The organism is Mesorhizobium sp. DxT (assembly GCF_058448885.1).
In genome coordinates, this window is the sequence record NZ_JBZFLJ010000013.1 from 120,172 (window position 1) to 146,776 (window position 26,605).

The following is a 26,605-nucleotide window of genomic DNA, read 5'->3' on the forward strand; positions in this document are numbered from 1 at the left end:
CTACTCGCCAGCCGGCGCCCCCTGCGGCTGCGGAGCGTCGTCCTCGACATGGCCCATCTCCTTGGCGGAGATGAAGCTGTAGAACATCGGCACCACGAACAGCGTGAACATCGTGCCGATGATCAGGCCGGTGAAGATGACGAGGCCCATCGAGAAGCGCGCCGCCGCACCGGCGCCAGAGGCGATGATGAGCGGCACCACGCCCAGCGACATCGCCGCCGTGGTCATCAGGATCGGCCGCAGGCGCACCTTAGCCGACGCGACGATCGCCTCGAAGCGGTCGAGCCCATGGGCCTCGCGCTGCTGGTTGGCGAACTCCACCATCAGGATGCCGTGCTTGGTGATCAGGCCGATCAGCGTGATCAGGCCCACCTGCGTGTAGATGTTCAGCGTCGAAAGCCCGAGGTTCAGCGGCAGCATCGCGCCGAAGATCGACAGCGGCACCGTCATCATGATGATGAACGGATCGCGGAAGCTCTCGAACTGCGCTGCGAGCACCAGATAGATCACCACAACGGCCAGCGCGAAGGCGATGACGATCGTGTTGCCCTGCTCGATCTCCAGCCGCGACTGGCCGGAATAATCGATGAAGAACCCGTCCGGCAGCAGCGGCCGTGCGATGTCCTCGATCAGCGCGAGACCGTCGCCGGTGGTGACGCCCGGCAGCGGCAGCGCGGAGATCGTCGCCGAGTTAAGCTGGTTGAACTGCTCGATGGCGGCCGCGCTCACGCCGGTCGAGATCGTCACCACCGCCGAAAGCGGCACCATCTGGCCGGTGGCGCTGCGCACGAAGAAGTCGCCCAGCCGTTCCGGATTCTCGCGGTACTCCTGCGGCACCTGCATGATGATGTCGTAGCTGTTGGAATCGCGGTCGAACTGCGCGATCGCGCCGCCGCCCACCAGCAGGCTCAGCGTGGAGCCGATGTCGCGCACCGGCAGGTTGAGTGCGGCCGCGCGTTCGCGGTCGACCGTGATGACCACCTGCTGCGCGTTGAAGGCGAGCGAGTTCTGCACGACGATGAAGCGACCGCTTGCCTGTGCCTCCTGGCGCACCTGCTCGGCCACCTCGTAGACCTGGCTCGGATCGCCGGTCGACTGGATCACCAGCGAGATCGGCAGGCCGCCGCCGGCACCCGGCAGCGAGGGCGGCGCGAAGACCAGCGCCTCGACGCCGGCGATCTTGGACAGCCGCGCCTGGATGTCCTGCTGGATTTCCTTCTGCGACCGCTCGCGCTCGGCCCAGTCCTTTAGAGCCCACACCGAGATGCCTGAATTGGTCTGGCCGCCGAAACCGACGATGGAGAAGTTCGCGTCGAGCTCCGGCAGGTCCTCCGTCAACGCGCGCATCTGATCGGTGTACATCTTGGTGTATTCCGTCGTCGCATAAGGCGGCGCGGTCACCAGTGCGAAGAGCGCGCCCTCGTCTTCTTCCGGCGCGAGCTCGCTCGATGTCTTCATGAACATGAAGCCGGTCAGGCCCACCAGCACCAGCACGATCAGCACCGTCACCGGCCGATAGTTCAGCGAACCGTGGACCAGCCGTTCATAACGCGCCGAGACGCGGTCGAAGGTATTGTCGACAGCCTGCTGGAAGCGGCTGTGGCCGCCGCGCTTGAGCAGCCGCGCCGACATCATCGGCGTGATCGTCAGGGCGACGATGCCGGAGATGACGACGGCGCCAGCCAGCGTCATGGCGAATTCGCGGAACAGCGAACCCGTCAGGCCGCCGATGAAGGCGAGCGGCGCGAACACCGCCGCCAGCGTAATCGTCATCGCGACGACCGGGCCGGTGATCTCCTTCATGCCGACGAACGCCGCCTGCCGGGGGCTCAGCCCCTCCTCGATATGGCGGTGGATGTTCTCCACCACCACGATCGCGTCGTCGACCACGAGGCCGATGGCAAGCACCATCGCCAGCAGCGACAGGAGGTTGATCGAGTAGCCAAGCGCAAACAGTACGAAACAGACGCCGATCAGCGACAGCGGTATCGTGACGATCGGCATCAGCACCGATCGGAAGGAGCCCAGGAACAGAAGAATGATGACGATGACGATCACCACCGCTTCGGAGATCGTCGTGAACACCTCGCGGATCGATGCGCTGATCTGCTCGGTGGCGTTATACATCATCGTCAGCGTCATGCCCTCGGGCAGGCTCGCCTGGATCGCCGGCAACTCGTCGAGCACGGCCGAGGCCGTGTCCAGCGGGTTGGCGGACGGCGTGGGGAAGACGCCGATGAAGGTCCCCGGCTGGCCGTTGAAGGTAACGACCATGTCGCTGCTTTCGGCGGCGAGCTCCACCTCGGCGACGTCGCGCAGCCGCACGACGTCGTCGCCAGTCGCCTTGAGCGGCAACTGGCCGAACGCCTCGGGGTTCTGCAGCGTCGATTCCATCGTCACCGAATAGGTGACGAACTCGTTCTTGGTCTTGCCGGGGGCCGCGAGGAAGTTGGCGGAGTTGATGGCGTTCATCACCTCCGCGGCGGTCATGCCGCGGGCGGCCAGCCGCACCGGATCGACCCAGACACGCATGGCGTAGTTGGCCGCGCCCATGATCTGGACCTCGGCGACGCCCGGAATGGTCGACATGCGCGGCCGGATGACGCGCTCGATATATTCCGTCACCTGCTCATTGGTCATGTTCGGGTTCTGCAGCGCCAGATACATGGTGGCGAACTGCATGCCCGTGCCCTTGACGATGGTCGGGTCCTCGGCCTCGCTGGGCAACTGGCTGCGCACCTGCTGCACCTTCGACATCACCTCCGTCAGCGCGACGTCGGGGTTGGAGCCCAGCCGCATCTGCACGGAAACGACGCTCGCAGACGGACGGCTCTGCGAGGTGACGTAGTCGACGTTCTCCGTCGTGGCGACGGCGGCCGAGATCGGCGCGGTGATGAAGCCCTGGATCAGCTCGGCGCTGGCGCCCGGATAGATCGTGGTGATCGTGATCACGGTCTCCTCGACCTCCGGATACTGGCGCACCTGGAGGTTGAAGAGACCCTGGAAGCCCAGGAGCAGGATCATGATGCCGAGCACCGACGACAGGACGGGCCGGCGGATGAAGATGTCGGAGAAGCTCATTTCGACGCCGCCTGTTCACCGGTCTGTCCGGCCGGATCGATAGTGTTGTCGACGGCGATGGGGGTCCCGTTGTTGAGGCGGTTCTGGCCTGCCGTCACCACCATCTCGCCGCCTTCGAGGCCGGAGGCGATTTCCACCTGGCTGCCGGACCTGCGTCCCACCGTCACGAAGACCTGCCGCGCCTCGAGTTTCTCGGCCTCGCCTTCGGCCGGGGCCTGCTGTTCGCCGTCAGCCTCGGGCTTGCGTGCGACATAGACATAGTCGCCGTAGAGGCTCGTCACGACGGCCGTCTGCGGCAGCGCGATGACGTCGTCCTCCTTCGGCATATCGACATAGATGCGTGCGAACTGGCCGGGCGTCAGACGCTCGTCGGGGTTCTCGATCGCCGCGCGCACCGAAACCAGCCGGCTGGACGGGTCGACCTTCGGGTCGATGCCCACGATCTCGCCGGTCAGCTCGTTGTCGTCGCCATCCACGGTCAGGCGCACCGGCTGGCCGATGCTGAGCTGGCTCAGCCGCTGCTCCGGCACGGTGAAGTCGGCCCGCATCGTCTCCAGGTCCTGCAGCGTCACCACGCTGGTGCCCGGCTGCAGATACTGGCCAATGTCGACGCGCGGGATACCGACGGTGCCGGCGAAGGGCGCGCGCAACTGCTTCTGCTGCAGCACCGCTTCGAGCTTTTCGGCCTGCGCGCCGGAAGCCGCCGCAGCCGCTTCGGCAGCCTGCAGCGACACCGTCGAGCCGACGCCGCGCTGCTGCAGCTCCATCGCGCGATCGAGCGCCTGCTTGTCGAGATCGGCCTGGGTGCGCGCGGCGAACAGGTCGGCCCGCTGCACGGCGTCGTCGAGTTGCACCAGCACCTCGCCCTGCTCGACCCGCTGGTTGGCGCTAAAGTGCAGCTCCTTGACGATGCCCGTCGTCTCCACCGTCAGGTCCACGCCCCGGATCGCGTTGACCGTTCCGATCGCATCGATCGACGGGGTCCACGATTCCGGCTTGACCTCCACCGTGGAGACTGTGACGGTCGCAACCGGCATGTTGGCGAAGAAGTTCTCGATCGCCTGATCGCGGAACATATTGAACCCGACCACGCCTGCCGCGAGGACGGCTAGCAGTACGATTGCGATGAGGAGGCGCTTGATCATAGGTGTTGGGCTTTCTGGCTGGAACCGACGAGCAAAGGCCAACGGCCTCCGTGAGAGGGCCGCAATAATAACCTTGCAAATCGAGCGCGATCTACTGTACCGTCTGGACGGTATTGTCAACCCCGATTGTAGGTGAAATGGCAGAGAAGCGACCCAACACCAGGCAGCGTCTCCTTGAAGCGGCGGCGGACATCTCTCGTGAATCGGGAGCCGGCAGCCTCTCCCTCGACGCCGTGGCCGCGCGGGCAGGCACATCCAAGGGCGGACTTCTCTATCATTTTCCCACGAAAGCCGCGCTCATGGAAGGCGTGGTGGAGATGTTCGTCTCGAGCTTCGCCGAAACCCTGTCGGAGCGCGCAGCCGAAAAGCAGGGCGAACCCAACGGCCTAGCCGAAGCCTATCTCGAGCTTTTCGTGGAAGACCACGATTGCAACAAGCCGCCGCCCTCGGGTCTGCTTGCGGCACTCGCCGAAAACCCGGACTTCCTGAGACCCGTGCGTCGTTTCGAGCGCGAGCTGCTCGACCGCATGAAGGAAAACAGCGCCGACCCGGCGCTGTCGATCGTCATCTTCCTGGTCGCGCTGGGCGTGCGCAATTCGGCCCTCATAAACCTGGACGTCCTGACCGACGAGGAGTTCCACCTCGTCACCGAGCGCTTGAAGACGCTGCTCGAAGCCGCGCCGGACCAGTAACGCGCCCTCAGCCGCCGTAGCGGCGCGCCAGCACATCCTCGATTGCGCGAATGCCCTGCGCCTCGCCGCCGACCGGGCAATGGGGCCGGTCAACCGGGCTCCAACCGTACACGTCCAGATGCGTCCAGCTTTGCGCCTTCTCCACGAAACGGCGCAGGAACAGGGCTGCCGTCACCGCGCCTGCAAAGCCATCCGACGTCACGTTGTTGACGTCGGCGACCTTGGAAGCGAGCTTCCTGTCATAGGGCGTCCACAACGGCATCCGCCACAGCGGGTCGGCCACACGCATCGAGGCTTCCGCCAAATCGGATGCAAACGCCTCGTCATCGGTGAAGAAGGGTGGCAGGTCGGGACCGAGGGCCACGCGCGCGGCACCCGTCAGCGTGGCCATGTCGATCAGCACCTGCGGCTCTTCCTCGTCGGCAAGCGCCAGCGCGTCGGCCAGCACCAGCCGGCCTTCCGCATCGGTGTTTCCGATCTCCACCGTCGGCCCCTTGCGGCTCTGGAGCACGTCGCCCGGCCGGAAGGCGTTGCCCGCGATGGAGTTCTCGACCGCCGGCACCAGCACCCGCAGCCGCACATTCAGCCCCGCCGCCATGATCATCGACGCAAGGCCCAGCACATTTGCGGCCCCGCCCATGTCCTTCTTCATCAGCAGCATGCCGGAGGCCGGCTTGATGTCGAGCCCGCCGGTGTCGAAGCACACGCCCTTGCCCACCAGCGTCACCTTGGGTGCGCCCTTCGGACCCCAGGTCAGGTCGACGAGCCGCGGCGCCTGCGCGGATGCGCGTCCCACGGCGTGGATCATCGGGAAGTTCTTCTTCAGGAGATCGTCGCCGGCAATCACCTTCACGCTCGCCTTGTGCGCCTTGGCCAGCTTGCGCACAGCCGCCTCCAGCGCGTCAGGGCCCATGTCGCTCGTCGGTGTGTTGATGAGGTCGCGCACGAGGTAGACTGCATCGGCCCGGCGCTGCACCGCCGCGAGGTCCGAGCCGTCGGCAACGGCGAATTCCAGTTTGGGCGTCTCGTTCTTGCGATAGCGGGAGAAGCTGTAGCCACCCAGCGCCAGACCCAGCGCCGCCAGTTCCGGTTCCCCGACCTGCCCGGCAAACCGCCATGCTCCATCGGGAAGCTGGCGCGCGAGTGTTCCCGTTTCCAGCGGCGCGAAGCCGCCGCGCTCGGCGGCCACACCGAACAGCGCGCCGGCTACGGCGCCGCCTTCGCCCGGCAGCACCAGCAGCTTGCCCGCCTGCCCCGAAAACCCGTTGGCTGCCGCCCAGGCGCGCGACCGGTCGTCGAGATCTAGCTGGTCGAAGCTTTTCTTGGTGACGAGGTGAACGGGACGTGCGTCACGCGCGGGCTTTTCGGTCAGTTTCAGCGGCATGGGAGACTTCCTGATGCCGGACGGAACCCCGGCGCTGGCGCCAGCGCCTTAACCGTCCGTTAGGGTTAACAGACTATTGCTCGTTCCCGGATGCGCCCTCTCGCAGGGCAATGACGGCATGGAGACGAGCGTGCAGATGTTGACCAACCGCGCGACGAACGCAACGGGAAAACGCCTTCGCACCACGGCAGCGGCACTTGCGCTGGCCCTGGCGCTGGCCGGCTGCGCCACCAAGGACCGGATCACGACCGGATCGGTCAGCCGTCCGTCCTCCGCCCCCGTCGAGACCATGTCGACACAGCAGCTCGCGTCCGAGGCGCAGACGCTGGGCCAGATTTACGCCAAGAACCCCAAGGACGTGAACACGGCGATGCGCTACGCCTCCGTCCTGCAGATGAACGGGCGAACCGACCAGTCGCTGGCGGTGATGCGCAAGCTTGCGATCGACTATCCCAAGGAGCGCCAGGTGCTTGCGGCCTACGGCAAGGCGCTCGCCGCGGCCGGTGAGCTGGAGCCGGCGCTCGACGCCGTGCGCCGCGCCCAGACACCTGAATATCCAGACTGGAAGCTCGTTTCGGCCGAGGCAGCGATCCTCGACCAGCTCGGCAAGCCGCAGGAGGCCCGCCAGCTTTATCGCCGCGCCCTCGAGATGAAGCCCGGCGAACCCTCCATCCTGTCCAACCTCGGCATGTCGCATCTGCTTGAAGGCGACCTCAAGACCGCCGAGAACTACATGCGACAGGCCGTCGAGACGCAGGGCGCCGACAGCCGCGTGCGCCAGAACCTCGCCCTCGTCGTAGGCCTGCAGGGGCGCTTCAAGGAAGCCGAAGAGATCGCCAGCCGCGAACTCTCACCCGACCAGGCCCAGGCCAACGTCGCCTACCTGCGCACCATGCTCTCCCAGCAAAACGCCTGGAACCAGCTCGAGCAGGAAGAAAAGAACACCAACTGAAAGCGGCGGCATCCGCCGTTCCCATCGTCATCCCGGTCAAGGGAGCGGAGCGACCGCAGAGCCGGGATCCATTGGTGCGAAAATCGTCTAGCACGGCCCGGTTCTCGCCCCGACATTCGTCATGGTCGCCGTCACCGACGATAAGTGCAGCACACGGCGTCACCTCTCCCCCGTCATCCCGGAAGCCGAAGCGCAGCGCAGGCTATCCGGGACCCATTGAGCAGCGTGGCCGAGCGGCGGGCTCTCGCGGCGACGCTGACAAACTCTCCTGGCGGCAATCACACGCTCTATACCCAGAACCGGGCCGCGCTCCACGATTTCCGAACCAATGGGTCCCGGCTCTTCCTCGCTCCGCTCGGTCGGCCGGGATGACGCCTTCGGGGACGTGCCCCCGCCCCCGCCCCCGCCCCCGCCGAAGATGGAACCGGACCTCCCAGCGGCCATGCTGCACTGCACAAAAATGCATGACGGCTATGTCGAAACGTCGCTTCCGCTGCGGCAGCCGGCTTCCTATCTACGTCGCATCGCACAGCCGATGAGACAGGAAAAATGTCCAACAGATCACTGACGAGGGGAATCTCGGAATTCCTCGACATAGTGGGAAGCGCATTCGCCGTATCGGCGGCCACGCGTGAACACCGGCCCGCAAGGGACGCAGACCTTCTGCGTCTCGGCATCGATCCGGTTCGGTTCCGCGGGATCAAGCGCTTCTGAAGCGGGCACGCGCCCGCAAAGGACCGCCGGCCTATCCGCGCAGAAATGTGAGATAGGCCGGCGTCCTTCCTTCTCTTATCGCCTTCGCCTCGTAGCGTGTGCCCGGCCAGCCCGCATAGGGCGTGCGCCAGTCTTCAGCAGAGGCCGCGCGCCATTCGAACGCCTCGTGCTTTCGGCATGCCAGCAGCGTCCAGTCGACATAGGTATCGATGTCTGATGCGAAGCGAAACACTCCGCCTTTCTTCAGCACCCTTGCAAAACGATCCAGATTGGCTTCGTTGACGAAACGGCGCTTCCAGTGCTTCTTCTTCGGCCACGGGTCGGGATAGAACAGGTCTATCCCGTCCAGCGATGCGTCCGGAAGCCAGTCGAGCAGGCGGGTCGCGTCGTCGTCGTAAAGCCGAAGGTTGCCGCGGGGCTCCTCGTCCAGCAGCGAAGCCATCTTGGCCATGCCATTGACGAAGGGCTCCACGCCGATAAAGCCAGTCGTTGGGTTGCGGCCAGCCTCCAGATGCAGGTGCTCCCCGCCGCCGAAGCCGATTTCCAGCCGAACACCATCGACCGGCACGCCGAACAGGCCGGTCAGGTCGTCCGGCGCCGGGCTGCCGAGGTCGAGCATGAGCTCCGGCAGGAGCCGCGCGGCGGCTTCCGCCTGGGCGGGGCGCAACGACTTGCCCCGCCGACGACCGAAGAAGGCCTCGGTCGCGCGCTTGCGCCGCTCTTCCGCCATTCCCCGATGCTCCTTCAGTACCGCCCAAGCAATGCGTCAGAGCGACTCGAAAATGGTGGCTTTCGAGAACCGGAGCGGAGCGTACCGAGGTACGTGAGCACCGGAAGCGTAGAAAACCGCCATTTGCTGACCGGCCTCACGCGTTGCTCGCCACTGCTTCCTTGAGCGCCTTGACCAGATCGGTCTTCTCCCAGGAGAAGGAGCCGTCGCGGCCGGCCTTGCGGCCGAAATGCCCATAGGCGGCGGTCCTGCCGTAGATCGGCTTGTTCAGGTCGAGATGCCGGCGAATGCCGGACGGCGACAGGTCCATAACCTTGCGGATCGCCGCCTCGATCTGTTCCTCGGTCACGCCCTTGCCGGTTCCGTGCAGGTCCACATAGACCGAAAGCGGCTGCGCGACGCCAATGGCGTAGGAGAGCTGGATCGTGCAGCGCTCGGCCAGCTTCGCCGCCACCACGTTCTTGGCCAGATACCGCGCCGCATAGGCGGCCGAGCGGTCGACCTTAGTGGTGTCCTTGCCGGAGAACGCGCCGCCGCCGTGCGGAGCCGCGCCGCCATAGGTGTCGACGATGATCTTGCGGCCGGTCAGGCCGGCGTCGCCGTCGGGGCCGCCGATCACGAACTTGCCGGTCGGGTTGATGTACCAGTTGCAGTCGTCGGCGATCTTCAGGTCGCCGAGCGCCTCGCGGATATACGGCTCGACCACCGCGCGCACCTTCTTCGAATCCCAGCTTCCGTCCAGGTGCTGGGTCGAGAGCACGATCTGGGTCGCCTCGGCCGGCTTGCCGCCGACATAGCGCACGGTCACCTGGCTCTTGGCATCCGGGCCGAGCTTGCCGGCTTCACCCTCACCAGCGTGGCGGGCGGCGGCCAGCAGTTCGAGGATCTTGTGGCTGTAGTAGATCGGGGCCGGCATCAGGTCGGGGGTCTCGTTGCAGGCGTAGCCGAACATGATGCCCTGGTCGCCAGCGCCCTCCTCGCCCTGCCTGTCGGACGCATTGTCGACGCCCTGCGCGATGTCGGCCGACTGGCCGTGCAAGAGCACGTCGATCTTGGCGGTCTTCCAGTGAAAGCCATCCTGCTCATAGCCGATGGCGCGGATCGCCTTGCGGGCGGCGGACTTGAACTTCGACGGATTGATCAGCGGAAACTCCGCCGCATTCGTCATGATCGAGCCGTCCTTGTTCTTCCTGAGAAGAGAGTCGGGCACCCGGACTTCTCCAGCGATCACGACCCGGTTGGTCGTCGCCAGCGTTTCGCATGCGACACGCACGTCCCAGGGGTTCATCCCGGTCTTCTTGGCCTCGCGATAAACGAGATCCACGATCTCGTCCGAGATGCGGTCGCAAACCTTGTCGGGATGGCCTTCGGAGACCGATTCGCTGGTGAAAAGGTAGTTCTGGCGTGCCACGGGTATCCCCTCTCGAAAGAAATGCCGGAACGATCCGGCAAAGACGCAATCTGTTACCGAGGCCCGCCTTGTGCCGTCAAGCAAACAAACGTTCGTCAATCCTATGAAAAAGGAGAAAATGGTCGTGCGAAGCCGCTGCGTTACCGCGCCGCCACGCCGGTTGCGCGGGAACGGGCGGGATCATTCCTCGTCGGCGAGTGCCCTTACGAGATCGATGATCTTTGTCCGCACCTTCGGATCGGAAATGCGCACGAACGCCCGGTTAAGACGCAGGCCCTCGGTGCTCGACAGGAAATCGACCACATAGGTGGTCTGGCTTTCCTCCGACAGGCCTTCAGCACCTGGTCCTCCCGGCGCGTCCTCGAAGAAGAAGGCGACAGGAACCTCGAGGATCGAAGCGATCGCCTGGAGCCTGCTGGCGCCGACGCGATTCGTCCCCTTCTCGTATTTCTGGATCTGCTGGAACGTGATGCCGAGGCTTTCCCCAAGCTTCTCCTGGCTCAGGCCCAGCATGTTGCGCCTGAGACGGATGCGGCCCCCGACATGAATGTCGATCGGATTCGGCTTCTTCTTGTTTTCCGGCATGATTCCCTCGCCGTTACCTGCAAAGGTTGAACTTCCAACTTCCCTTTGCCGGAATGGATCGGCTGGAGACCCCAATGATCCAGCGTGACGAATCCCTCGGCAGACGGCTTTTCACTATGAATCTCTAATATACGCGCTGTCAATCAGACCGGTAGCCGGAAAACAGGCAGGTCAAGACCGACCAAAGGCCTAGAATCACCAGAAAGGATGCCCCTGCAAGAGCCGGCGAGCCCAAACCTTCGACCCGCTGCCGCGGCACCGAAACGTCCAGCACGCCAACTGCATCGATCGCAAATGCGTCGATTACGCGGCCATAAGCGTCGACGACCCCGGAAATACCGTTATTGGCGGCGCGCACCAGAGGCCGTCCAGCCTCGACCGCGCGAATCTGCGCCTGACGGAAATGCTGGTACGGGCCGGGCGTGTTTCCGAACCAAGCGTCGTTCGTCACGTTGAGGATGACATCCGCGTCGACATCGCCATAGCCCGCAATGCCCGGAAAGATGATCTCGTAGCAGATGAAGGGCAGCGCCTTTACACCGCCCGCCGTCTTGATGCTGCGGCGAGGACCGCCCGGCGAAAAGTCCGACACCGACTGCACCAGCCTCTTCATGCCGAACCGTCCCAGCAGATCCGCGAACGGCAGGTATTCGCCGAACGGCACCAGCCTGATCTTGTCGACCGCGTCGTAGGTCTCGCCGGCCGCGTTGATGCCGACGACGGCATTGTAGTAGCGCACGTCCTGCGCCTGGCTCGCGCCCTCCACGCGCACGGCGCCGACGAGCAGCGTCTGTCCATCCGCGACGAGCTCGCCCAGCGCCACCAGCGCATCCGGTCGATCAGCCAGGATGAAGGGCACGGAGGTCTCGGGCCAGACGATCAGGTCGGGCGCTGGCGCGCCCTCCGCCGGTGGCCGCGCGGACAGGTCGAGATAGGTCGCGAAGATGCGGTCGCGGACGCTTGCATCCCACTTCTCGGTCTGGTCGATCGAGGGTTGCACGATACGCACGTTGACGAGCGTCTCCGGCGCGGCATCCGCCGTCGAAAGACGCCATACGCCGTAGCCGGCATGGGCGGCGATCAGGAGGCCCGCGAGGCCGAAGCCCGCCAGCCGCCCCTTGGGAGAAGCCAGCAGCGCCGGCATCGCGAACACGAAGACGGCGAGCGCATTCATGCCCGTCATGCCGACGACACCGACCGATTGCATGAGCAGCGGAACGGGCATTGCCGCCTGCCCTATGGCGTTCCATGGAAAGCCCGTCAGGACAACGCCGCGCAGCCACTCGGCCACGCCGAAAGCAAAAGCGATTGCCGCGATCCGGCCGAGGCCGTCGCTCCACAGGAGCCGCGCGACCACGGCGGCCAGCCCGTGGAAGATCGCGAGCAGCGCCGGCAGGCCGAATACGGCGAGCGGCAGCGCCCAGGCAAAGAGATCGGCTTCGACCAGCAGCGCATTTCCGGTCCACCAGAGGCCTGCAACGAAGTAGCCGAAGCCGAACCACCAGCCCGTCAGGAAAGGCCTGAAAATGCGTCGGAAGAACCTTTCACCCGGCGCGCTGGCCGATCCGTCCAGCAGCCACACCAGCACCGGAAAGGCGATCAGGCAAGCAGCGAAGAAATCGAATGGCGGCTGGCCAAGGGCCGCGACTGCGCCGGCCAGAAACGCAGCCAGCGCCCTGCGCCACCCCCACAGCAGTATGACCTTGCCGGCCAGGCGCTCCATCAGATCCCCGGAATTGCGTGAATCACCCCGACGATGTTCTAGAGCCTTTCACCCCAAGGCGAAACCGCTAGCCGCTAGTGTCTCGGTTGAATTTCGACTTGCGACCGTATTGCGGACATGAAGGTGCTCCGGCGGGTAACCCGGAAGCAGACGAGCTTTAAGGTTTGCTCCTGCCTTCTTGCCAAAGGCCTCACGACAGCACGCAGGAAAATTGCTGTCGATTTCGATGACCGCTACCAGCTGTTCGGTCGAAGCTCCCGGATTTGGCGGGCCTTAACAAGAAGCTCCTGGCAATTCTCCCAAACCGTCTCCGGGTTAATAACGCTTATCCAGCGCATTTTTCCGTAGAGTGGATGCGGGAAAAGCCGGTCAAGCGCCTGATAATCGAAGTCAGCGTCGTCCAGTGCATTTGGCGTGCTGATGCCAAACAGGCGCTCGAACGTTTCTTTGTCGGTAACCAGATTGAGACGAAACAAGTCCCCGCGCGTCAGGTTCGACGCCGAATCGAACGGGGTGTCGTGTGTGACAATGGTTGCGAAAGGAATTTTCCGCTCCTCTCCGGTGAAAAAGAACAGGTCTGCTGTGCTGTTATCAACGGTGACGGAAGGAAGGGCCGTCTCAAGAAAATTTCTGATATCGGCGATCGACATGCTCATGCTAAGGCTCCATTGGTCAAATTTGGTTACCAGCATTAGGTGAATTAGCCAAATTTGACTAGTTAGCTTTTGGAGAGAATTGTATGAACGTGGTGAGATTGTTGGTGCTCGGCGCGATGAGGGAAAAAGGCGCATTGCACGGCTACGCAATCCGCCAGATTCTGGAGGACTGGCAGGTGCAGATGTGGACCCGGCTACATTCCGGATCCGTGTATCATTCACTCCAGCAGATGGCGAAAGAGGGCCTGATTTCGTCGCAAGGACACGAGCCGGGTCATCGTGGCCCGGGCAAAGCACTGTTCTCGCTGACACGCTCCGGGGAGGAGGAGTTTCTCAATCTGCTGCGCAGGGCGTTATCCAGTTTCGACCTGATCGAACTGAGCGCTGGATTGGCGCTTCTTGACTGCTTGCCGGAGGAAGGCAGCGCGCTTTTGGTCGACACTGCCTCCCGCCTCACCGAGAACGCGAATCACCTGATAAAGTTGGCAGCTACGGCCCCGCGGGAAACAGGTGTGCCTAGGACCCATGATCTTTTGGTGCTGTGGAGTGAAAATCTGAGAGCGACCGCCGGAAGCCTGCAGAAAATTCTGGCAGAGCATTAGCGGCGCGACTTCTACCCACGACTTTTCCACTTCCACCGCAAGCAGCCGAACCGGCCGTTCCGCTTCCCCCGAAGCTGAAACTCAAACTGAGACACTACCCGCTTGTCATCAGGGAATCTGTGATCTCGTTGCCCGTCGGTTCACGCCGCCTTGGCGAACCGCTTGCGCAGCCGTCTTTCCTGCTTTCCGGGCGCGCTGTCCAGCAGCCTGCCGGCATCGGAGAGTGCTTCTTTCGACAACGCCCTGGCCTGCTTCTTCAGGAGCCGGTCAAACGGTTTCGTATCGATCGCTTCCGGCAAGCCGAGCGCGCCGCTCGCCAGCCCGTCGCGCATCACGTGAATGTCATTGATCTCGCCGAGCCGTTCGCCCAGTTCTTCGACCTCGGCGCGCCGCTTCTTGATGTTGCCGCCCATGAAATCGCGCAGCAGGCCGAGTTGCGCCCAGTGTGCCTTAACGGCCTTGCGCAACTCGTGAAACTCTTCCGGCTCGCCGCGAGCCCGTGCCTTTTCGAGTGCCTTGCCCCAGTGTTTCAGCGCCTTTGCGAAGCCTTTGGCGGGTATCGCGCTGTCGGAGACATCGGCAAGAGACTGGCTGCGGCGAAGCCGTTCCAGCGCCGCCCGGCACATGGCGGCCGCTTCATCCCGCGCCTCGTCCAGCGCCTGCCCAGCGATCCTCGCATGACGGGCGTCGAGCGCATCGCGAATTTCCGCGAGATTGCAGGTTTCGACCTTCTCCGGGAACGCGGCAATGAACCGGTCGACCGTCTCTACCGCAGCGGTCGCCTCGCGCGGTCCCGCGATCAGCCGAGCCGCATCGCGAAGGCGTCGCCCTTCCTCTTTCATCAGCGGCTTGTCGGCGGCACGCACCAGAAGCAGCAGGGCACGCAGCTTCTTGATGCCCTTGCGCGCCTCATGCAGCGCCTTTCCGTGGTCGCCCTCCCTGTCTTCCAGATGCCCTATGACGCGGCCGCCCGTTTCGTCGAGGATGCGCATCACCTCAGCGTCGAGCGATCTCGACGGAGCAATGCGAAAGACCGGCTGGGCCGTCACGGCGCGCCTTCCAGCGCAAGCGAGAGGTTGTAGAAAGCCCGATCGCCCGTCACCTCGTCGCCGAGCCAGTCCGGCAATTCCTCATCCGGCACGTCGTCGGGTGTCTCCAGCTCGGCGATCACCAGCCCGGCCAGCGCGCCCTCGAACGTGTCGACGTCATATTCGCGCCCGCCATGGGGCACCTTGTGGCGCGTCTTTTCGACGACGTTGCCCAGCGCAAAACGCAGCAAGTCGCGCGCATCTGCCAGCGGAATCGGATATTCGAACTCGTCGCGTGCCCGCGCGGCCCCGCCGAACTTGATCGTCAGCTTCGCCTTCTCGCCATCCACGATGCGCACACGCACGGAGCGGTCCTCGCCGGCGCTCACATAGAACTGGCTGATGGCGGTGGCATTCGTCGCCGCTGCCCGCCAGCCGGAGGTCTTCACCAGAAACTTGCGCTCGATCTCCTTCGCCATGCCGGCATCAAATCGCGCGTGTGGCCGGTTGGCAAGCCCGCGGAGGGCAGCCCGCTCAGCGCTCGTGCACCGCCCTGCTGTCGGCGGGCGCCTGTTGGCGCCGCTCTTCCATCTCGTAGTCGCGCACGACATGGGCGATCCGCAGTCTGTAAGCGTCGAAAATGCCGCCACGGCCGGCCTTCTGCGCCAGCCGATGCTCGCGCGTGTTGCGCCATGCGGCAACAGCATCCTCGTCGCGCCAGAACGACAGCGACAGGATGCGGTCGGGGTCCGAAAGGCTCTGGAAGCGTTCGATGGAAACGAAACCGTCGACCCCGTCGAGCAGCGGGCGCAGTTCCGCGGCGATCGACAGATAGGCATCGCGCCGGCCGGCGGCGGGTTCCACCTCGAAGATCACCGCGATCATGGCGCGCGCTCTTCGCCGTGCGGCGCCGAGGCCAGCTTCAGGAAAATGCGGTCCTCCTTGAGGATGAAACGCTTCTCGCGCGCGAACCGGTAGTTCTCCTTGCCTATCGGGTCGGCGGCCAACCGCGCCCGATAGGCCTCGTATTCAGCGAGGCTGTCGATCGAATAGACACCGTAGGCCGTCGTTGCGGAGCCCTCGTGCGGGGCAAAATAGCCGATCAGTTTGGCCCCGCAGCGCGGGATCGCCTCGCCCCAGTTGCGGGCATATTCCACGAAATCCTCCTTGCCGAACTGATCGATCTCGTAGCGGATGAAACAGGTAATCGACATGTCGCCTCCCTTCTTCCTTCGGTTATACTTCGACGCGGAACGAAGCGTTCCGGCATCGTGCCGGCCTATGGTTCAACGCCATGGCGGCTTGCCGCACTCGCGCTCGGCCATGCGGCGGGTGATGCCGATGTCATGCAGCATCCGGTCGTCGAGGTCTGCGAGGTCCAGACGCTGCCGATGGCGATCGTTCCAGCGCCAAAGCCGGCGCAGCAGCGCAATCACGCCGCGACCCGGAGATGCCGACCCGGCCTCGGCAGCGGAACGGATCGGCGAGAGGGGCACGGAAGTGGTCGGCATGGTGAAGCTCCTTTGAACAACACTCTACCGATTGCGTGACGACAACGCTTCGACTACCATCGAACCATGATCGTAGGCCAGCCAGCCAGGAGGCGTCGATGAGGGAAGGTCCGGATCTGTCGCGGGTCGCTGCACTGGTGGGCGACCCCGCTCGCGCCAACATGCTGTCGGCGCTGATGGGCGGAACCGCGCTCACGGCCAGCGAGCTCGCGCTGGAAGCCGGCGTCAGCCTGCCGACGGCAAGCTCGCATCTGGCAAAACTGTGCGATGGCGGCCTCGTGCGTGTCGCCGCGCAGGGCCGTCATCGCTATTTCGCGCTTGCCGGCACGCAGGTTGCCTTGATGATCGAGGCCATCTCCGGGGTGGCCGAGGCGGTCGGCCCCCAGCGCACCCGCCCCGGCCCGCGCGACAGGGCGATGCGCGAGGCGCGGGTCTGCTACGACCATCTTGCCGGCGAGCGTGGCGTCGCGCTGTTCGACCACTTGGTGGCACGCGGGCTGCTGGTCGAGGACGCCGAGCGACTGACGCCCAGCGATGCCGGCCGGCGCTGGTTCGAGGCGCTCGACATCGATGTCGGCGCGCTCAAGCAGGCGCGACGTCCGATGTGCCGCGCCTGCCTCGACTGGAGCGTCCGCCGCTCGCATCTTTCCGGCAGCCTGGGCGCGGCCATGCTCGACACCATCACGACGCGCGGCTGGGCGCGGCGCGACAAGGACAGCCGCGCCGTCGTCTTCACGCCGACCGGCCGACGCGCATTCGACAAGTTGCTCGCCGATTGAACCATGGAAGGTTGACCCTGCCGGCCCGCCGCTCCAATCTGAGCGTGGGGACCGGAACAGCCTTTCAGCGGGAGGTGGCGTTTCGTGCGAGCGGATGCGGTACATAGGGCGCTCGACGCCTGTTACGACGCGGTGTCGGAACCGGAGCTCTGGCAGACCGCGCTACACGACCTCGCCTCCTCGCTCGATTCCGCCTGCGCCATGTTCTATCCCAAGGATGTCGGCGAGCGGGCAACGCTCGTGCCTTCATCCGTTCACTATGCCGACCTGCTCGAGGATTATGTCGCCGGCGGCTGGTATGACAATCACTACCGCGCCGAACGCGGCTGGCCGCTGCTGGAGACGCATCCGACCAGTGTGCTGATCGAGCACGATCTCGCCACCGACGAGGAGCGCCGCAAGCTCGCCCACTACCACGACTTCTATCTGAAATGGGGCTATCCCGGCTTCGCCGCGATCGGTTTCCGCGTGGAAGGCCAGCGCTGGTGTCTGCCCCTGCTGCGCTCCAGCAGCCAGGGACACTTCTCATACGAGGAAGCGCATCTGTTCGCACGGCTCGGGCCGGATCTGCGCCGGATGATGCACCTCAGCGAGCAGTTCGCGCAGGCGCGCGCGGCGACCGGCGTCGAGGCGCTGGCGCATATCGGCCGCGCCGCCATGCTACTCGACTGGCAGGGCCGCGCGATCGAAATCAACGCGCAGGCCGAAAGCCTTCTCGCCTCGGCATCGGACACGATCGTGGTCCGCGATGGGCGGCCCCGCGCGGTGCATGCGGGCAGCGACCGGCAGTTGCAGGCGTTGCTCGGAGGCGCCGGCAGCAACGGCCACCGCCGCCAGCGCGCGGCCGAGGCCTTGCCGGTGCGTATCGAGCGTCCCGCCGGGCTGCCCCTGATCGCGGAGCTCGTCTCCGTGCGCGGGCTCGTCGCACCCGTCTCCATGCGGGCCTTTGCCATCCTGCTCCTCAGCGACCCGCACGAGCGGCCGCTCGCTGACACCGAGCGTTTGCGGCAGGCTCTGGGGCTTACGCCCGCCGAAGCGCTACTGGCCGGCGCGATGGCGGAAGGCCGGAGTCTCGAACGCTGCGCCGACCAGCTCGGCATCGCCATCGGCACGGCGCGCCAGAGGCTCAAGGCGATCTTCGCCAAGACCGGCACCCACCGCCAGGGCGAACTGGTCGCGCTGCTCAGCCGCCTGCTGCGCTAAGCTGCCGCACCGCGACACTCCGCCCCTGCGACAGGCGGCACCTTTGACCCGTCCGCCGCTACGCCCTAACGTTGCAAGCGGGAGCCAAATGGAGCCGGAAGCCGGTCATGGACGCGCTTATTCTTTCCCGCCTGCAGTTTGCTGCGAACATCTCGTTCCACATTCTCTTTCCGACGATCACCATCGCGCTGGGCTGGGTGCTGCTGTTCTTCAAGCTGCGCTACAACGCGACCGGCGACTCGGCCTGGATGCGCGCCTATTTCTTCTGGGTGAAGGTGTTCGCGCTGTCCTTCGCGCTCGGCGTCGTCTCGGGCGTCACCATGAGCTTCCAGTTCGGCACCAACTGGCCGGGTTTCATGGAGAAGGTCGGCAACATCGCCGGGCCGCTGCTCGCCTATGAGGTGCTCACCGCCTTCTTCCTGGAGGCCGTGTTCCTCGGCATCATGCTGTTCGGCTTCCGCCGCGTGTCGAACCGGGTTCACACGCTCGCGACCTTCCTCGTCGCCTTCGGCACGACGCTCTCGGCATTCTGGATCCTGGCGCTCAACTCTTGGATGCAGACGCCGGCCGGCTTCGAGATGCGCGACGGAGTCGCCTTCCCCGTCGACTGGTGGGCGATCGTCTTCAACCCGTCCTTCCCCTACCGCCTCGTCCATATGCTGCTGGCTTCCGGCCTGACGGTCGCCTTCCTCATCGCCGGCCTCTCGGCGCTGCGTTTCCTGGCAGGCGACCGCGCCGAATCGATGTGGAAGGCGCTGCGCACCGGCGTCTTCATGGGTGCGGCACTCATTCCAGTGCAAATCTTCGTCGGCGACATGCACGGTCTCAACACGCTGGAGCACCAGCCGCAGAAGGTCGCCGCCATGGAGGCCAACTGGGAGACGCGGGGCAACGTGCCGCTTGTGCTGTTCGCATGGCCAGACGAGAAGGCCCGCGAAAACCGGTTCGAGATCGCCGTGCCCAATGGAGCCAGCCTCATCCTCAGGCACTCGCTCGACGGCGTTGTGCCCGGCCTCAACGACTATGTTGGCGAGCACCCTCCGGTCGCGCCAGTGTTCTGGGGCTTCCGCATCATGGTTGGCGTGGGGCTCGCCATGCTGGCGCTGTCCTGGGCGACCTCGTGGTTCCTGTGGCGACGCGGCGCGATGCCGAGGCTGCTCGCCTATGCCTACGCGCCGATGGCCTTTTCAGGCTGGGTCGCCACGCTCGCCGGCTGGTACACCACCGAGATCGGCCGCCAGCCATGGCTGGTGACCGGCGTGCTGCGCACCGAAGAGGCAGTCGGCCCGGTCGCCGCCTCCAATGTCGGCTTCACGCTCGCCATCTACATTGTGCTCTACATCGTTCTGATGATCGTCTATCTCGGCGTGCTCACCCACCTGGCGCTCAAGGCGGCCAAGGACGGCGACCAATCCCCGCTCCCCGGCGTCGAAGACCGCGCCCTGGCCCAACCGATGGCGGGGGAGTGAAGTTCACCATGATGCTGAAAAGCCCCGCTCTGTCGCGCCCCCCTCTGTCCTGCCGGACATCTCCCCCACAAGGAGGGAGATCAGCCGGCCTCATGGCTTTCGCCAATCGCAAGAGAAGAGCCTTCGCTGAAGCTGCCGATCTCCCTCCTTGTGGGGGAGATGTCCGGCAGGACAGAGGGGGGCAACGTAGAGCACCGGCGCCTCTATGGGAGAACAATCTATGACCCTCGACTGGCCCACCCTTCTCCCTCTCATCTTCGCCGGGCTGATGGGTCTGGCGATCCTGGTCTATGTCGTGCTCGACGGCTTCGACCTCGGCATCGGCATCCTGTTCGCCGCGTCCGACGCGCACGAGAAGGACACGATGATCGCCGCAATCGGCCCGTTCTGGGACGCCAACGAGACCTGGCTGGTGCTCGCCGTCGGGCTGCTTCTCGTTGCCTTCCCCGTCGCCCACGGCGTCATCCTCACCGCGCTCTACATCCCCGTCTTCGTGCTGCTCGTCGGCCTCATCCTGCGCGGCGTCGCCTTCGACTTCCGCGCCAAGGTGCCGGTCCACCGCAAGAAGCGCTGGGACGCGCTGTTCTGCATCGGTTCGCTCGCCGCCTCGCTCTCGCAGGGCTACATGCTCGGCGTCTATGTGCTGGGGCTGGAAACCGGACTGCCGGCGATCGGCTTCGGCCTGCTCGTGGCGCTGTGCCTTGCGGCGTCCTACGCGGCGATGGGGGCCGCGTGGCTCATCTACAAGACGGAGGGCGACCTGCAGCGCAAGGCCGTGCGCTTCCTGCGCTCCGCGCTGGTCTTCACCGCCGTCGGCATGGTCGCCGTCTCGCTGGCGACGCCCTTTGCGAGCCCGCGCATCTTCGAGAAGTGGTTCACCTGGCCCGAGATCGCGCTTCTGGCGCCGCTGCCGATCGTGACGGGCGCGGCCTTCCTTGGCCTGTGGCTGCTCACCTTCCGCATGCCCGCGCCGGGCGACCGCCACGCCATCACGCCGTTCCTGACGCTGGCGGCGATCTTCGCGCTCGGCTTCGCGGGGCTGGCCTATTCCTTCTACCCGTTCGTGGTGCCGGACCGGCTCACCATCTGGGAGGCCGCGGCCGCGACCGAAAGCCTCGCCATCATCCTCGCCGGCACGGCCGTCGTGCTGCCGGTGATGATCGGCGCGTCCTTCTACGTCTACAGCGTCTTCAGCGGAAAGGCCGGCGACCTCAGCTACGACTGAGACGTCGCCGGCAACCTCAGTCCATGTGGGCGGCCGCCGGCGCGCCGGCTGCGGCCATCTTCGGCTTCCTGAGCAGCAGCGCCAGCGGTATCGCGCACAGCGTCACGATCATCATCAGCTTGAAGTCGTCGATGTAGGCGATCATCAGCGCCTGCTGGTTGACGAGCTGGTCGAGCTGGCTCAACGTCGAAACGTTGCCCGCAGCCGCGCCGGGCATGGCCGCGGCAAGGTTCTGGTTGAACGGCGTCAGCCCCGCGGAAAGCTCGGCGTGGTTGACCTGCACGTTGCGCGTCAGAAGCACGGTGACGATCGAGATGCCGATCGACGAGCCGATATTACGCACCAGGTTGAACAGGCTCGCCGCATCGGTGCGGAAGCGCGGGTCGAGCGTGGCGAAGGCAACCGTCGAAAGTGGCACGAAGACGAGGCCGAGGCCGAGGCCCTGCACGACGCCCGAGACGATGATCAGATGATCGTCCATCTGCGGCGAGAAGCCCGTCATCATGTGCAGAGACCACGCCGTCAGCGACAGGCCGGCGACGACGAGCACGCGTGCGTCGACCACCTGCACCAGCCGCCCTACGAGCAGCATGGAGATCATCGTGCCGACGCCGCGCGGCGCCATCACGAGGCCGGTGAGCGTGGTCGAATGGTTGAAGAGCCGCGACAGCATCGGCGGCAGCAGCGCAAGGCTCGCCAGCAGGATCACGCCGATCACGAAGATGAATACGAGGCCGGTCACGAAATTGCGGTCGGCGAAGATCCGCGCGTCGATGAAGGTGTCCTTGCCGGTCATCAGGTGCACGGCGAAGATCCAGAAACCGGTGATCGCCAGCCCGAGCTCGAGCCAGATCTCGACGGCCGAGAACCAGTCCACCTCCGCCCCGCGGTCGAGCATGAGCTGCAGCGCGCCCACGCCCAGCGACAGCATGGCGAAGCCGAAGAAGTCGAAGCCGCGCAGGCGCACGCCGGCCCTCGGCAGGAAGGCGGCCGAGCCGAGGAAGGCGAGGATGCCGACCGGCAGGTTGATGAAGAACACCCAGCGCCAGCTCGCGAACTCGGTCAGCCAGCCGCCGAGCGTCGGTCCGATGATCGGGCCGACCATGATGCCCGCACCCCAGATCGCCATCGCCTGGCCGTGCTTTTCCTTCGGGTTGATGTCGAGCAGGAAGGTCTGCGACAGCGGCACGATCGACGCGCCGAACAGGCCCTGCATGACGCGGAAGGCGACCATGCTTTCCAGGCTCCACGCCAGCCCGCACAGCATCGAGAAGATGGTGAAGCCGGCGATGGTCACCAGGAAAAGCTCGCGCCGGCCGAACCGGTCGGCGAGCCAGCCCGTCACCGGCGTCATGATGGCGGCGGCGACGATGTAGGAGGTCAGCACCCAGTTGATCGTGTCCTGCGACGCGCCGAGGTCGCCCGTCATCGTCGGCAGGGCGACATTGGCGATCGTGGTGTCGAGCACCTGCATGATCGTCGCCAGCATGATCGAGATGGTGATCAGGCCGCGATGCGGGTAGTCAGTGGTTGGCGTTGTTGCTGCGGCACTCATCGTCGTTGCTTCCGGTATTCGCGCGCCCGCGCCCTATACGGTTCCGGCGGTCCCGCTCGCTGCCCCCAGGCGCTGGAGCGGCTTCACCCCCACCCCTTACCCCTCCCCACAAGGGGGAGGGGGATTCGGAACCGCGGCGCTCGGCGCGAACCTTGTCGGGGACGACGGGACATCCAAGTCCCCCTCCCCCTTGTGGGGAGGGGTAAGGGGTGGGGGTAACGCCTGCCGCTGCCCTGCCCTCTCACAGGCGAACGCGGCCCCGCGAAACCCGATATGACAGAGGCATTCATCGCACGAGCTACTGCGACTGCCCCGCGTGGGCGGTCTGGCCGAACCAGCCCGCGAAGGTCGGCAGGCCGCGCGCATGGCCGGTGTCGACCGACACCACCGCGCTCATGCCGGTGCGCAGCAGCGCCTGTGCGTCCGCGTCTTCCACCTTCAGCCTCACCGGGATGCGCTGGGTCACCTTCACCCAGTTGCCGGTAGCGTTCTGGGCCGGCAGCACGGAGAATTCCGCGCCCGTGCCCGCGCCGATGCTTTCGATGGTCGCGGTCAGCGGCCGGTCCGGAAACGTGTCCAGCGTCACCTCCGCCGTCTGGCCGACGCGCATGTTGGTGAGCTGCGTTTCCTTGAAATTCGCCTCCACCCAGCTATCGCCGGTTTCCACCAGCGAGAACAGCGGCGAGCCCGCCGACACATACTGCCCCTCCTTGAAGGAGGATGCCTGCGCGACGATGCCGTCGGCCGGCGCGCGCACGGTGGTCTGCGCGAGCTGATAGGCCGCCTTGTCGCGCGCAGCCAGCGCCGCCTGCACCGTCGGATGCGTGTCCGTGTCGATGTCCGCGTCTCCGCCGAGCGCGGCGAGCGCCCCGGAAACCGCCTCGCGGGCTCCCTGGAGCTGGTCCCGCGCCTGGGCAAGCGCGCGGCCGGCCTGGTCGAGCGACGACTTGGTGCTCACGCCGCGCTTTTCCAGCGCCTGCTGACGGTCGAATTCGGACTGGAGGTAGGTCACGTTGTTTTCGGCGTTGTGCTGCTGCGCGACCGCCTGGCTATGGGCGGCGCGCAACTGGCCGATATTCAGCCGGGCGCCGTCGAGCGCGGCATCGGCCTGCGCGAGCGCGATCCGGTATGGCTCGGGATCGACCACGAACAGCACGTCGCCGGCCTTCACCTGCGCGCTGTCGGCAACGTCCACCTCGACGATGCGGCCTGCCGTGTCCGCGGCGATCGTGATGCGGGCTTGGCGCAGATTGGCGTTGTCCGTCTCCTGGAAGCGTCCGCCCGTCGCCCACACATAGGCGCCGCCGGCCACCAGCAGCAGCGGCACCGCCAGCATCAGCGCATAGCGCCCGCCGCGCCGCTTCTTCTTCGCGGGCTGCGCGGCCTCCTGCACCTGCGGCGGCTGCGCGCCGGCTTCTTCCTCTTCGATCTTGGTCATCGCATTCATGCTACGTCTTCCTTCGCGACGGTCGTCTTGCAGCCCTCCGCGGCGCAGTCGTCGTCGGAGAGGTTTGAAATCAGGGTTCTGAGGCCACCGACGAGCGCCGCGCGATCGGCGGGCGAAATGCCGGTCAGTGCCTCCTCGTAGATCTCGTTTGCCACGCTCTTCACCTCGGCGAAGGCACGGCGGCTCTTTTCGGTAGCAAACACCGTGCGCACGCGCCGGTCCGCCGGGTCCGGCCGGCGCTCGATCCAGCCGGCCTCCTCCATGCGATCGAGCAGCCGCGAAACGCTGATCGGCTCGATCTCCAGAAACGTCGCAAGCCGCGCCTGCGGCACGCCCTCGGCCTTAACGAGGCGCACGAGCAGACGCCATTGCGCCGCCGACAGACCGTAACCGGCCGCCCGCACCTCAAACCGCCGCCGCATCACGCGCGCGGCGTCGTGGATGAGAAAACCCAGCCCTTCGGTGTGTCCATTTTTCATAAGGCACATATATTATAAGCACGCTTATAAACAAGTGCCTAGACGCGACAATCATGTCGCACCCTGTCGGGTATGGGGTCGGTCTCCCATGAGCGATACCGGCCGAAATGCCCGCGCCCAGAACGCGGTGGATGATCGAAATCCCCCGCTGGCGATTTCTTATTCACGTCGAGGCTAGGGCCGCCCGCGCAAATCCCGAGTGCAAGGCTCTCATCACCCCTTGACCACAAAGGAGGAAGGAGGCCTTGAGGTGCCACCGTTCTTCACAGGGTTTGTACCGAGCGCTGCGGTTCTGAAACCGCCTGCGGGGGTTCGAAGGACGGGCGAGACAAGCGGCACGCCCCCGTAATATGGTGCTCGCTACTTATCCGCTGATCCGGCCGCCCTCGCGGAAGTCCGGCAGCCGGACAGATACGCGGTTCGGGCTATTGGCCGCGTTCAGTGAGCCTCAACTCTCCCCCTCACGCCGCCCGCCGCGCCGCAAACCTGCCGTCGGGCAGAGCTGTGACACGACCGTAGCGCGCAAGCGTGACAAGAACCTGCCCGACGCGGGCCTCGATGCGCTTGCCGCCGCCCTTGAACGCACGCGCGATCGCGCCTGCATCCATCGCGCCGCCCCTGGCGGCCAGCAGCGCCTCGATGGCAAGCGGCTGTTCGTGGCGATCCTTCGGAAAGACCGGCTTGCCGGCGTCCAGCGCCACCACCGTCTCGCCGAGATCGAGCTCGCCGGTCCTTGCCTTCGCGCCCTTGGCGAAACGCGGCACCTGATAATCCGGCCGCAGCCAGCGCACATGGCCTCCGGCTTCTTCACGCGCGCGCTCGGCATTCAGCGCCACGAGCCGTTCCAGTATCTGCTCGTCGGAAAGGTCTTCCGGCCAGCCATAGGCCTGCGCCGTCAGGCGGTCGATGGTCTCGTGCAGCTCCTTGAGGATCAGCACCAGCCCGCGCTCCTTCACATCCTCGTCCTTGTCGGTGAGCGCGGTCCCGGCCTTCACCTTCTCCAGCACATTGTAGAGCCCGGTTAGCGTCAGGTCGGAATGATCGGCCAACACCTTCTTGCGCAGCGCATCCAGCTCCTCGCCGGCGGCGCGGAGCTGCTGGCGCAGCGCCTCCGAGGGGTCGGGGAACGGGAATTTCCCGAAGCATTCAGAATGGTTGTAGTTGGAGTCATTCCCGATGCCGAGCCAAGCGCCGGTGCGTTTGGCCCATTCGATGTGAACGCGAGAGCTAAGTAGCGCTAACGTTGTCGCTTCGGAAGTCGCTATGGCGACGATCTTTGCATCGCTCAACATGTCTTTGTCGGCAAAACTGAATAATCTGTGCTTCGCCGTGCGGCATGTCACCACGTATCGATCCAAATGTCGGAGTGCCTCCCGCATCCGAGCACGAGGTTCTGCATATACCCAATATTTTTCTCGGTAAGCGGCACGACTCTTGACCTTACGTTCTTGCTTAACTCTCTCAATAACAACTTGAAATAAGCGCGGATGGAGAAGGCGCGCCTCTTCCTCATTCAAGCCGAAGAAGTCGATGATGAACCGTTCTAAGGGAGTCTGCACTAGGTCGCGTCCGATCAAATACTTTCGGATCACAGTCGGAAGATTGCCTGGGTCGTATCCGAGATGAGTAACCTCACTTCGCGTCAGCCTGAAACCTTCGCCGAGAGGGGTTACACCTTGGTGTGCCAGATCAATGTTGGCCGCAAGATATGCCGAATTTATTGTGTTAGTTCCGGCGCTCAGGTCAGCAGATATTGCTCCTGTTTCCTTGCTGTACTCGATTGTTGGAGCGTCACTGTCCAAGTTTGATGCGCGTTCGACAGTCATTAGCTGACCATCGACAGTACCCTTTTCAACTACGGTCATCGCAATTCGCACAGCCGCTGATGATCGATCTGATCGTGTCCAAGGGTGGTCTGATATGGCGAATATGATCGACACCGGTGCCTTAGCACCCAAATTCGCTTGAATTACCCTTCGGTTATAATTCTGCGTGATCGAGTTGGTCGTCACCAAGCCGCTGCGACGAACCTTGCCATCAGCTACGGCGGCCGTTGCTACTTGCCACCAGTACATCACGAAATCTACACTCTCGGGCACCTTAGAATAGGTGGAACGAAGAGTCTCGACATAGGTGTCACTTAGAGTCCGTGCCGAAACTGCTCATGAGTGGCGTGCGATGCGTCTGACGAGGATCATGACGGCCGCGGCGTAGAGGAATGCGGTGGCGGATTC

25 protein-coding genes are annotated in these 26,605 nt (G+C 64.9%); 8 read left to right on the plus strand and 17 right to left on the minus strand.

The features are described 5' to 3' along the window. Both ACVJNE_RS21480 and ACVJNE_RS21485 read right to left on the minus strand, forming a co-directional pair. Entirely contained in the window at positions 1-3,081 is a 3,081-nt protein-coding gene (locus ACVJNE_RS21480) for an efflux RND transporter permease subunit (RefSeq protein WP_368801782.1), read from the minus strand. Then, entirely contained in the window at positions 3,078-4,226 is a 1,149-nt protein-coding gene (locus ACVJNE_RS21485; protein WP_499568826.1) for an efflux RND transporter periplasmic adaptor subunit, read from the minus strand. Before ACVJNE_RS21485 ends, ACVJNE_RS21480 begins: the two co-directional genes overlap by 4 nt. A gap of 137 nt (positions 4,227-4,363) precedes the next feature. Here ACVJNE_RS21485 and ACVJNE_RS21490 point away from each other — a divergent pair, with 137 nt between their 5' ends. Continuing rightward, positions 4,364-4,918, plus strand: a complete 555-nt coding sequence (locus ACVJNE_RS21490) for a TetR/AcrR family transcriptional regulator (RefSeq protein WP_499568827.1) — start codon at positions 4,364-4,366, stop codon at positions 4,916-4,918. Between the two features lie 7 nt (positions 4,919-4,925). Here ACVJNE_RS21490 and ACVJNE_RS21495 read toward each other — a convergent pair whose 3' ends face one another. Beyond that, a complete protein-coding gene (locus ACVJNE_RS21495) occupies positions 4,926-6,302 on the minus strand; it encodes a leucyl aminopeptidase family protein (RefSeq protein ID WP_499568828.1) in 1,377 nt (458 codons plus the stop codon). A gap of 136 nt (positions 6,303-6,438) precedes the next feature. Here ACVJNE_RS21495 and ACVJNE_RS21500 point away from each other — a divergent pair, with 136 nt between their 5' ends. Then, the gene (locus tag ACVJNE_RS21500) at positions 6,439-7,254 is read left to right on the plus strand and encodes a tetratricopeptide repeat protein (protein ID WP_421929455.1); all 816 of its coding nucleotides are present in this window, start codon (positions 6,439-6,441) and stop codon (positions 7,252-7,254) included. 549 nt (positions 7,255-7,803) lie between these two features. After that, positions 7,804-7,968 (plus strand): hypothetical protein, encoded by a 165-nt coding sequence (locus ACVJNE_RS21505; protein WP_173187931.1) that lies wholly within the window; start codon positions 7,804-7,806, stop codon positions 7,966-7,968. 31 nt (positions 7,969-7,999) lie between these two features. On the opposite strand, the gene trmB is transcribed toward ACVJNE_RS21505, so the two are convergent. From trmB to ACVJNE_RS21530, 5 genes are all read right to left on the minus strand, one after another. Further along, the gene (gene trmB / locus ACVJNE_RS21510; protein WP_499568829.1) at positions 8,000-8,698 is read right to left on the minus strand and encodes a tRNA (guanine(46)-N(7))-methyltransferase TrmB; all 699 of its coding nucleotides are present in this window, start codon (positions 8,696-8,698) and stop codon (positions 8,000-8,002) included. Between the two features lie 136 nt (positions 8,699-8,834). Further along, positions 8,835-10,109, minus strand: coding sequence for a methionine adenosyltransferase (metK, locus tag ACVJNE_RS21515; protein WP_499568830.1), 1,275 nt, complete (start codon positions 10,107-10,109; stop codon positions 8,835-8,837). A gap of 180 nt (positions 10,110-10,289) precedes the next feature. Further along, positions 10,290-10,694 (minus strand): helix-turn-helix domain-containing protein, encoded by a 405-nt coding sequence (locus ACVJNE_RS21520; RefSeq protein WP_173187934.1) that lies wholly within the window; start codon positions 10,692-10,694, stop codon positions 10,290-10,292. A gap of 139 nt (positions 10,695-10,833) precedes the next feature. After that, positions 10,834-12,417 (minus strand): apolipoprotein N-acyltransferase, encoded by a 1,584-nt coding sequence (lnt, locus tag ACVJNE_RS21525; RefSeq protein WP_499568831.1) that lies wholly within the window; start codon positions 12,415-12,417, stop codon positions 10,834-10,836. 233 nt (positions 12,418-12,650) lie between these two features. Continuing rightward, positions 12,651-13,073 (minus strand): DUF6194 family protein, encoded by a 423-nt coding sequence (locus ACVJNE_RS21530; protein WP_499568832.1) that lies wholly within the window; start codon positions 13,071-13,073, stop codon positions 12,651-12,653. 83 nt (positions 13,074-13,156) lie between these two features. Between ACVJNE_RS21530 and ACVJNE_RS21535 the strand changes: the two genes are divergently transcribed. Continuing rightward, the gene (locus ACVJNE_RS21535; RefSeq protein WP_499568833.1) at positions 13,157-13,675 is read left to right on the plus strand and encodes a PadR family transcriptional regulator; all 519 of its coding nucleotides are present in this window, start codon (positions 13,157-13,159) and stop codon (positions 13,673-13,675) included. A gap of 140 nt (positions 13,676-13,815) precedes the next feature. Here the strand turns inward: ACVJNE_RS21535 and ACVJNE_RS21540 are convergent, their stop codons facing one another. The 5 genes from ACVJNE_RS21540 to ACVJNE_RS21560 form a co-directional block, all read right to left on the minus strand. Next, positions 13,816-14,724, minus strand: coding sequence for a CHAD domain-containing protein (locus tag ACVJNE_RS21540; RefSeq protein ID WP_499568834.1), 909 nt, complete (start codon positions 14,722-14,724; stop codon positions 13,816-13,818). Continuing rightward, entirely contained in the window at positions 14,721-15,182 is a 462-nt protein-coding gene (locus ACVJNE_RS21545; protein ID WP_499568835.1) for a CYTH domain-containing protein, read from the minus strand. The genes ACVJNE_RS21540 and ACVJNE_RS21545 overlap by 4 nt, the downstream gene beginning before the upstream one ends. 55 nt (positions 15,183-15,237) lie before the next feature. Then, positions 15,238-15,588: an antibiotic biosynthesis monooxygenase family protein gene (locus ACVJNE_RS21550; RefSeq protein ID WP_499568836.1), complete on the minus strand. Its 351-nt coding sequence runs from the start codon at positions 15,586-15,588 to the stop codon at positions 15,238-15,240. Beyond that, a complete protein-coding gene (locus ACVJNE_RS21555) occupies positions 15,585-15,917 on the minus strand; it encodes an NIPSNAP family protein (RefSeq protein ID WP_499568837.1) in 333 nt (110 codons plus the stop codon). The genes ACVJNE_RS21550 and ACVJNE_RS21555 overlap by 4 nt, the downstream gene beginning before the upstream one ends. Before the next feature lie 72 nt (positions 15,918-15,989). Then, a complete protein-coding gene (locus ACVJNE_RS21560) occupies positions 15,990-16,214 on the minus strand; it encodes a DUF1127 domain-containing protein (protein ID WP_499568838.1) in 225 nt (74 codons plus the stop codon). Positions 16,215-16,312: 98 nt separating this feature from the next. Here ACVJNE_RS21560 and ACVJNE_RS21565 point away from each other — a divergent pair, with 98 nt between their 5' ends. The 4 genes from ACVJNE_RS21565 to ACVJNE_RS21580 all read left to right on the plus strand — a co-directional run bounded on the left by ACVJNE_RS21565 (position 16,313) and on the right by ACVJNE_RS21580 (position 20,890). Continuing rightward, positions 16,313-16,993: an ArsR/SmtB family transcription factor gene (locus tag ACVJNE_RS21565; RefSeq protein WP_499568839.1), complete on the plus strand. Its 681-nt coding sequence runs from the start codon at positions 16,313-16,315 to the stop codon at positions 16,991-16,993. A gap of 84 nt (positions 16,994-17,077) precedes the next feature. After that, positions 17,078-18,196 (plus strand): helix-turn-helix transcriptional regulator, encoded by a 1,119-nt coding sequence (locus tag ACVJNE_RS21570; protein WP_499568840.1) that lies wholly within the window; start codon positions 17,078-17,080, stop codon positions 18,194-18,196. Between the two features lie 107 nt (positions 18,197-18,303). Further along, entirely contained in the window at positions 18,304-19,665 is a 1,362-nt protein-coding gene (locus tag ACVJNE_RS21575) for a cytochrome ubiquinol oxidase subunit I (RefSeq protein ID WP_499568841.1), read from the plus strand. Between the two features lie 220 nt (positions 19,666-19,885). Beyond that, positions 19,886-20,890: a cytochrome d ubiquinol oxidase subunit II gene (locus tag ACVJNE_RS21580; protein WP_499568842.1), complete on the plus strand. Its 1,005-nt coding sequence runs from the start codon at positions 19,886-19,888 to the stop codon at positions 20,888-20,890. A gap of 16 nt (positions 20,891-20,906) precedes the next feature. Here ACVJNE_RS21580 and ACVJNE_RS21585 read toward each other — a convergent pair whose 3' ends face one another. The 4 genes from ACVJNE_RS21585 to ACVJNE_RS21600 form a co-directional block, all read right to left on the minus strand. After that, positions 20,907-22,445, minus strand: a complete 1,539-nt coding sequence (locus ACVJNE_RS21585; protein WP_499568843.1) for a DHA2 family efflux MFS transporter permease subunit — start codon at positions 22,443-22,445, stop codon at positions 20,907-20,909. A gap of 298 nt (positions 22,446-22,743) precedes the next feature. Continuing rightward, a complete protein-coding gene (locus tag ACVJNE_RS21590) occupies positions 22,744-23,892 on the minus strand; it encodes an HlyD family secretion protein (protein WP_499568844.1) in 1,149 nt (382 codons plus the stop codon). Beyond that, the gene (locus ACVJNE_RS21595) at positions 23,889-24,371 is read right to left on the minus strand and encodes a MarR family winged helix-turn-helix transcriptional regulator (RefSeq protein WP_499568845.1); all 483 of its coding nucleotides are present in this window, start codon (positions 24,369-24,371) and stop codon (positions 23,889-23,891) included. Before ACVJNE_RS21595 ends, ACVJNE_RS21590 begins: the two co-directional genes overlap by 4 nt. A 461-nt stretch (positions 24,372-24,832) precedes the next feature. After that, on the minus strand, positions 24,833-26,470 hold the full coding sequence (locus ACVJNE_RS21600; protein ID WP_499568846.1) for a type IIL restriction-modification enzyme MmeI: 1,638 nt from the start codon (positions 26,468-26,470) through the stop codon (positions 24,833-24,835). Between the last annotated feature and the right edge of the window lie 135 nt (positions 26,471-26,605).

Excerpts from the sequence above, each read along its gene's own strand:
- lnt (WP_499568831.1), bottom strand. The coding sequence starts at position 12,417 with ATGGAGCGCCTGGCCGGCAAGGTCATACTGCTGTGGGGGTGGCGCAGG.
- ACVJNE_RS21565 (WP_499568839.1), top strand. The coding sequence starts at position 16,313 with ATGAGGGAAGGTCCGGATCTGTCGCGGGTCGCTGCACTGGTGGGCGAC.
- ACVJNE_RS21490 (WP_499568827.1), top strand. The coding sequence starts at position 4,364 with ATGGCAGAGAAGCGACCCAACACCAGGCAGCGTCTCCTTGAAGCGGCG.
- ACVJNE_RS21575 (WP_499568841.1), top strand. The coding sequence starts at position 18,304 with ATGGACGCGCTTATTCTTTCCCGCCTGCAGTTTGCTGCGAACATCTCG.
- ACVJNE_RS21580 (WP_499568842.1), top strand. The coding sequence starts at position 19,886 with ATGACCCTCGACTGGCCCACCCTTCTCCCTCTCATCTTCGCCGGGCTG.
- ACVJNE_RS21520 (WP_173187934.1), bottom strand. The coding sequence starts at position 10,694 with ATGCCGGAAAACAAGAAGAAGCCGAATCCGATCGACATTCATGTCGGG.
- ACVJNE_RS21555 (WP_499568837.1), bottom strand. The coding sequence starts at position 15,917 with ATGTCGATTACCTGTTTCATCCGCTACGAGATCGATCAGTTCGGCAAG.
- ACVJNE_RS21535 (WP_499568833.1), top strand. The coding sequence starts at position 13,157 with ATGAACGTGGTGAGATTGTTGGTGCTCGGCGCGATGAGGGAAAAAGGC.
- ACVJNE_RS21590 (WP_499568844.1), bottom strand. The coding sequence starts at position 23,892 with ATGAATGCGATGACCAAGATCGAAGAGGAAGAAGCCGGCGCGCAGCCG.
- ACVJNE_RS21505 (WP_173187931.1), top strand. The coding sequence starts at position 7,804 with ATGTCCAACAGATCACTGACGAGGGGAATCTCGGAATTCCTCGACATA.
- ACVJNE_RS21485 (WP_499568826.1), bottom strand. The coding sequence starts at position 4,226 with ATGATCAAGCGCCTCCTCATCGCAATCGTACTGCTAGCCGTCCTCGCG.
- ACVJNE_RS21545 (WP_499568835.1), bottom strand. The coding sequence starts at position 15,182 with ATGGCGAAGGAGATCGAGCGCAAGTTTCTGGTGAAGACCTCCGGCTGG.
- ACVJNE_RS21480 (WP_368801782.1), bottom strand. The coding sequence starts at position 3,081 with ATGAGCTTCTCCGACATCTTCATCCGCCGGCCCGTCCTGTCGTCGGTG.
- ACVJNE_RS21560 (WP_499568838.1), bottom strand. The coding sequence starts at position 16,214 with ATGCCGACCACTTCCGTGCCCCTCTCGCCGATCCGTTCCGCTGCCGAG.
- ACVJNE_RS21550 (WP_499568836.1), bottom strand. The coding sequence starts at position 15,588 with ATGATCGCGGTGATCTTCGAGGTGGAACCCGCCGCCGGCCGGCGCGAT.
- ACVJNE_RS21500 (WP_421929455.1), top strand. The coding sequence starts at position 6,439 with ATGTTGACCAACCGCGCGACGAACGCAACGGGAAAACGCCTTCGCACC.
- ACVJNE_RS21495 (WP_499568828.1), bottom strand. The coding sequence starts at position 6,302 with ATGCCGCTGAAACTGACCGAAAAGCCCGCGCGTGACGCACGTCCCGTT.
- ACVJNE_RS21530 (WP_499568832.1), bottom strand. The coding sequence starts at position 13,073 with ATGAGCATGTCGATCGCCGATATCAGAAATTTTCTTGAGACGGCCCTT.
- ACVJNE_RS21595 (WP_499568845.1), bottom strand. The coding sequence starts at position 24,371 with ATGAAAAATGGACACACCGAAGGGCTGGGTTTTCTCATCCACGACGCC.
- trmB (WP_499568829.1), bottom strand. The coding sequence starts at position 8,698 with ATGGCGGAAGAGCGGCGCAAGCGCGCGACCGAGGCCTTCTTCGGTCGT.
- ACVJNE_RS21585 (WP_499568843.1), bottom strand. The coding sequence starts at position 22,445 with ATGAGTGCCGCAGCAACAACGCCAACCACTGACTACCCGCATCGCGGC.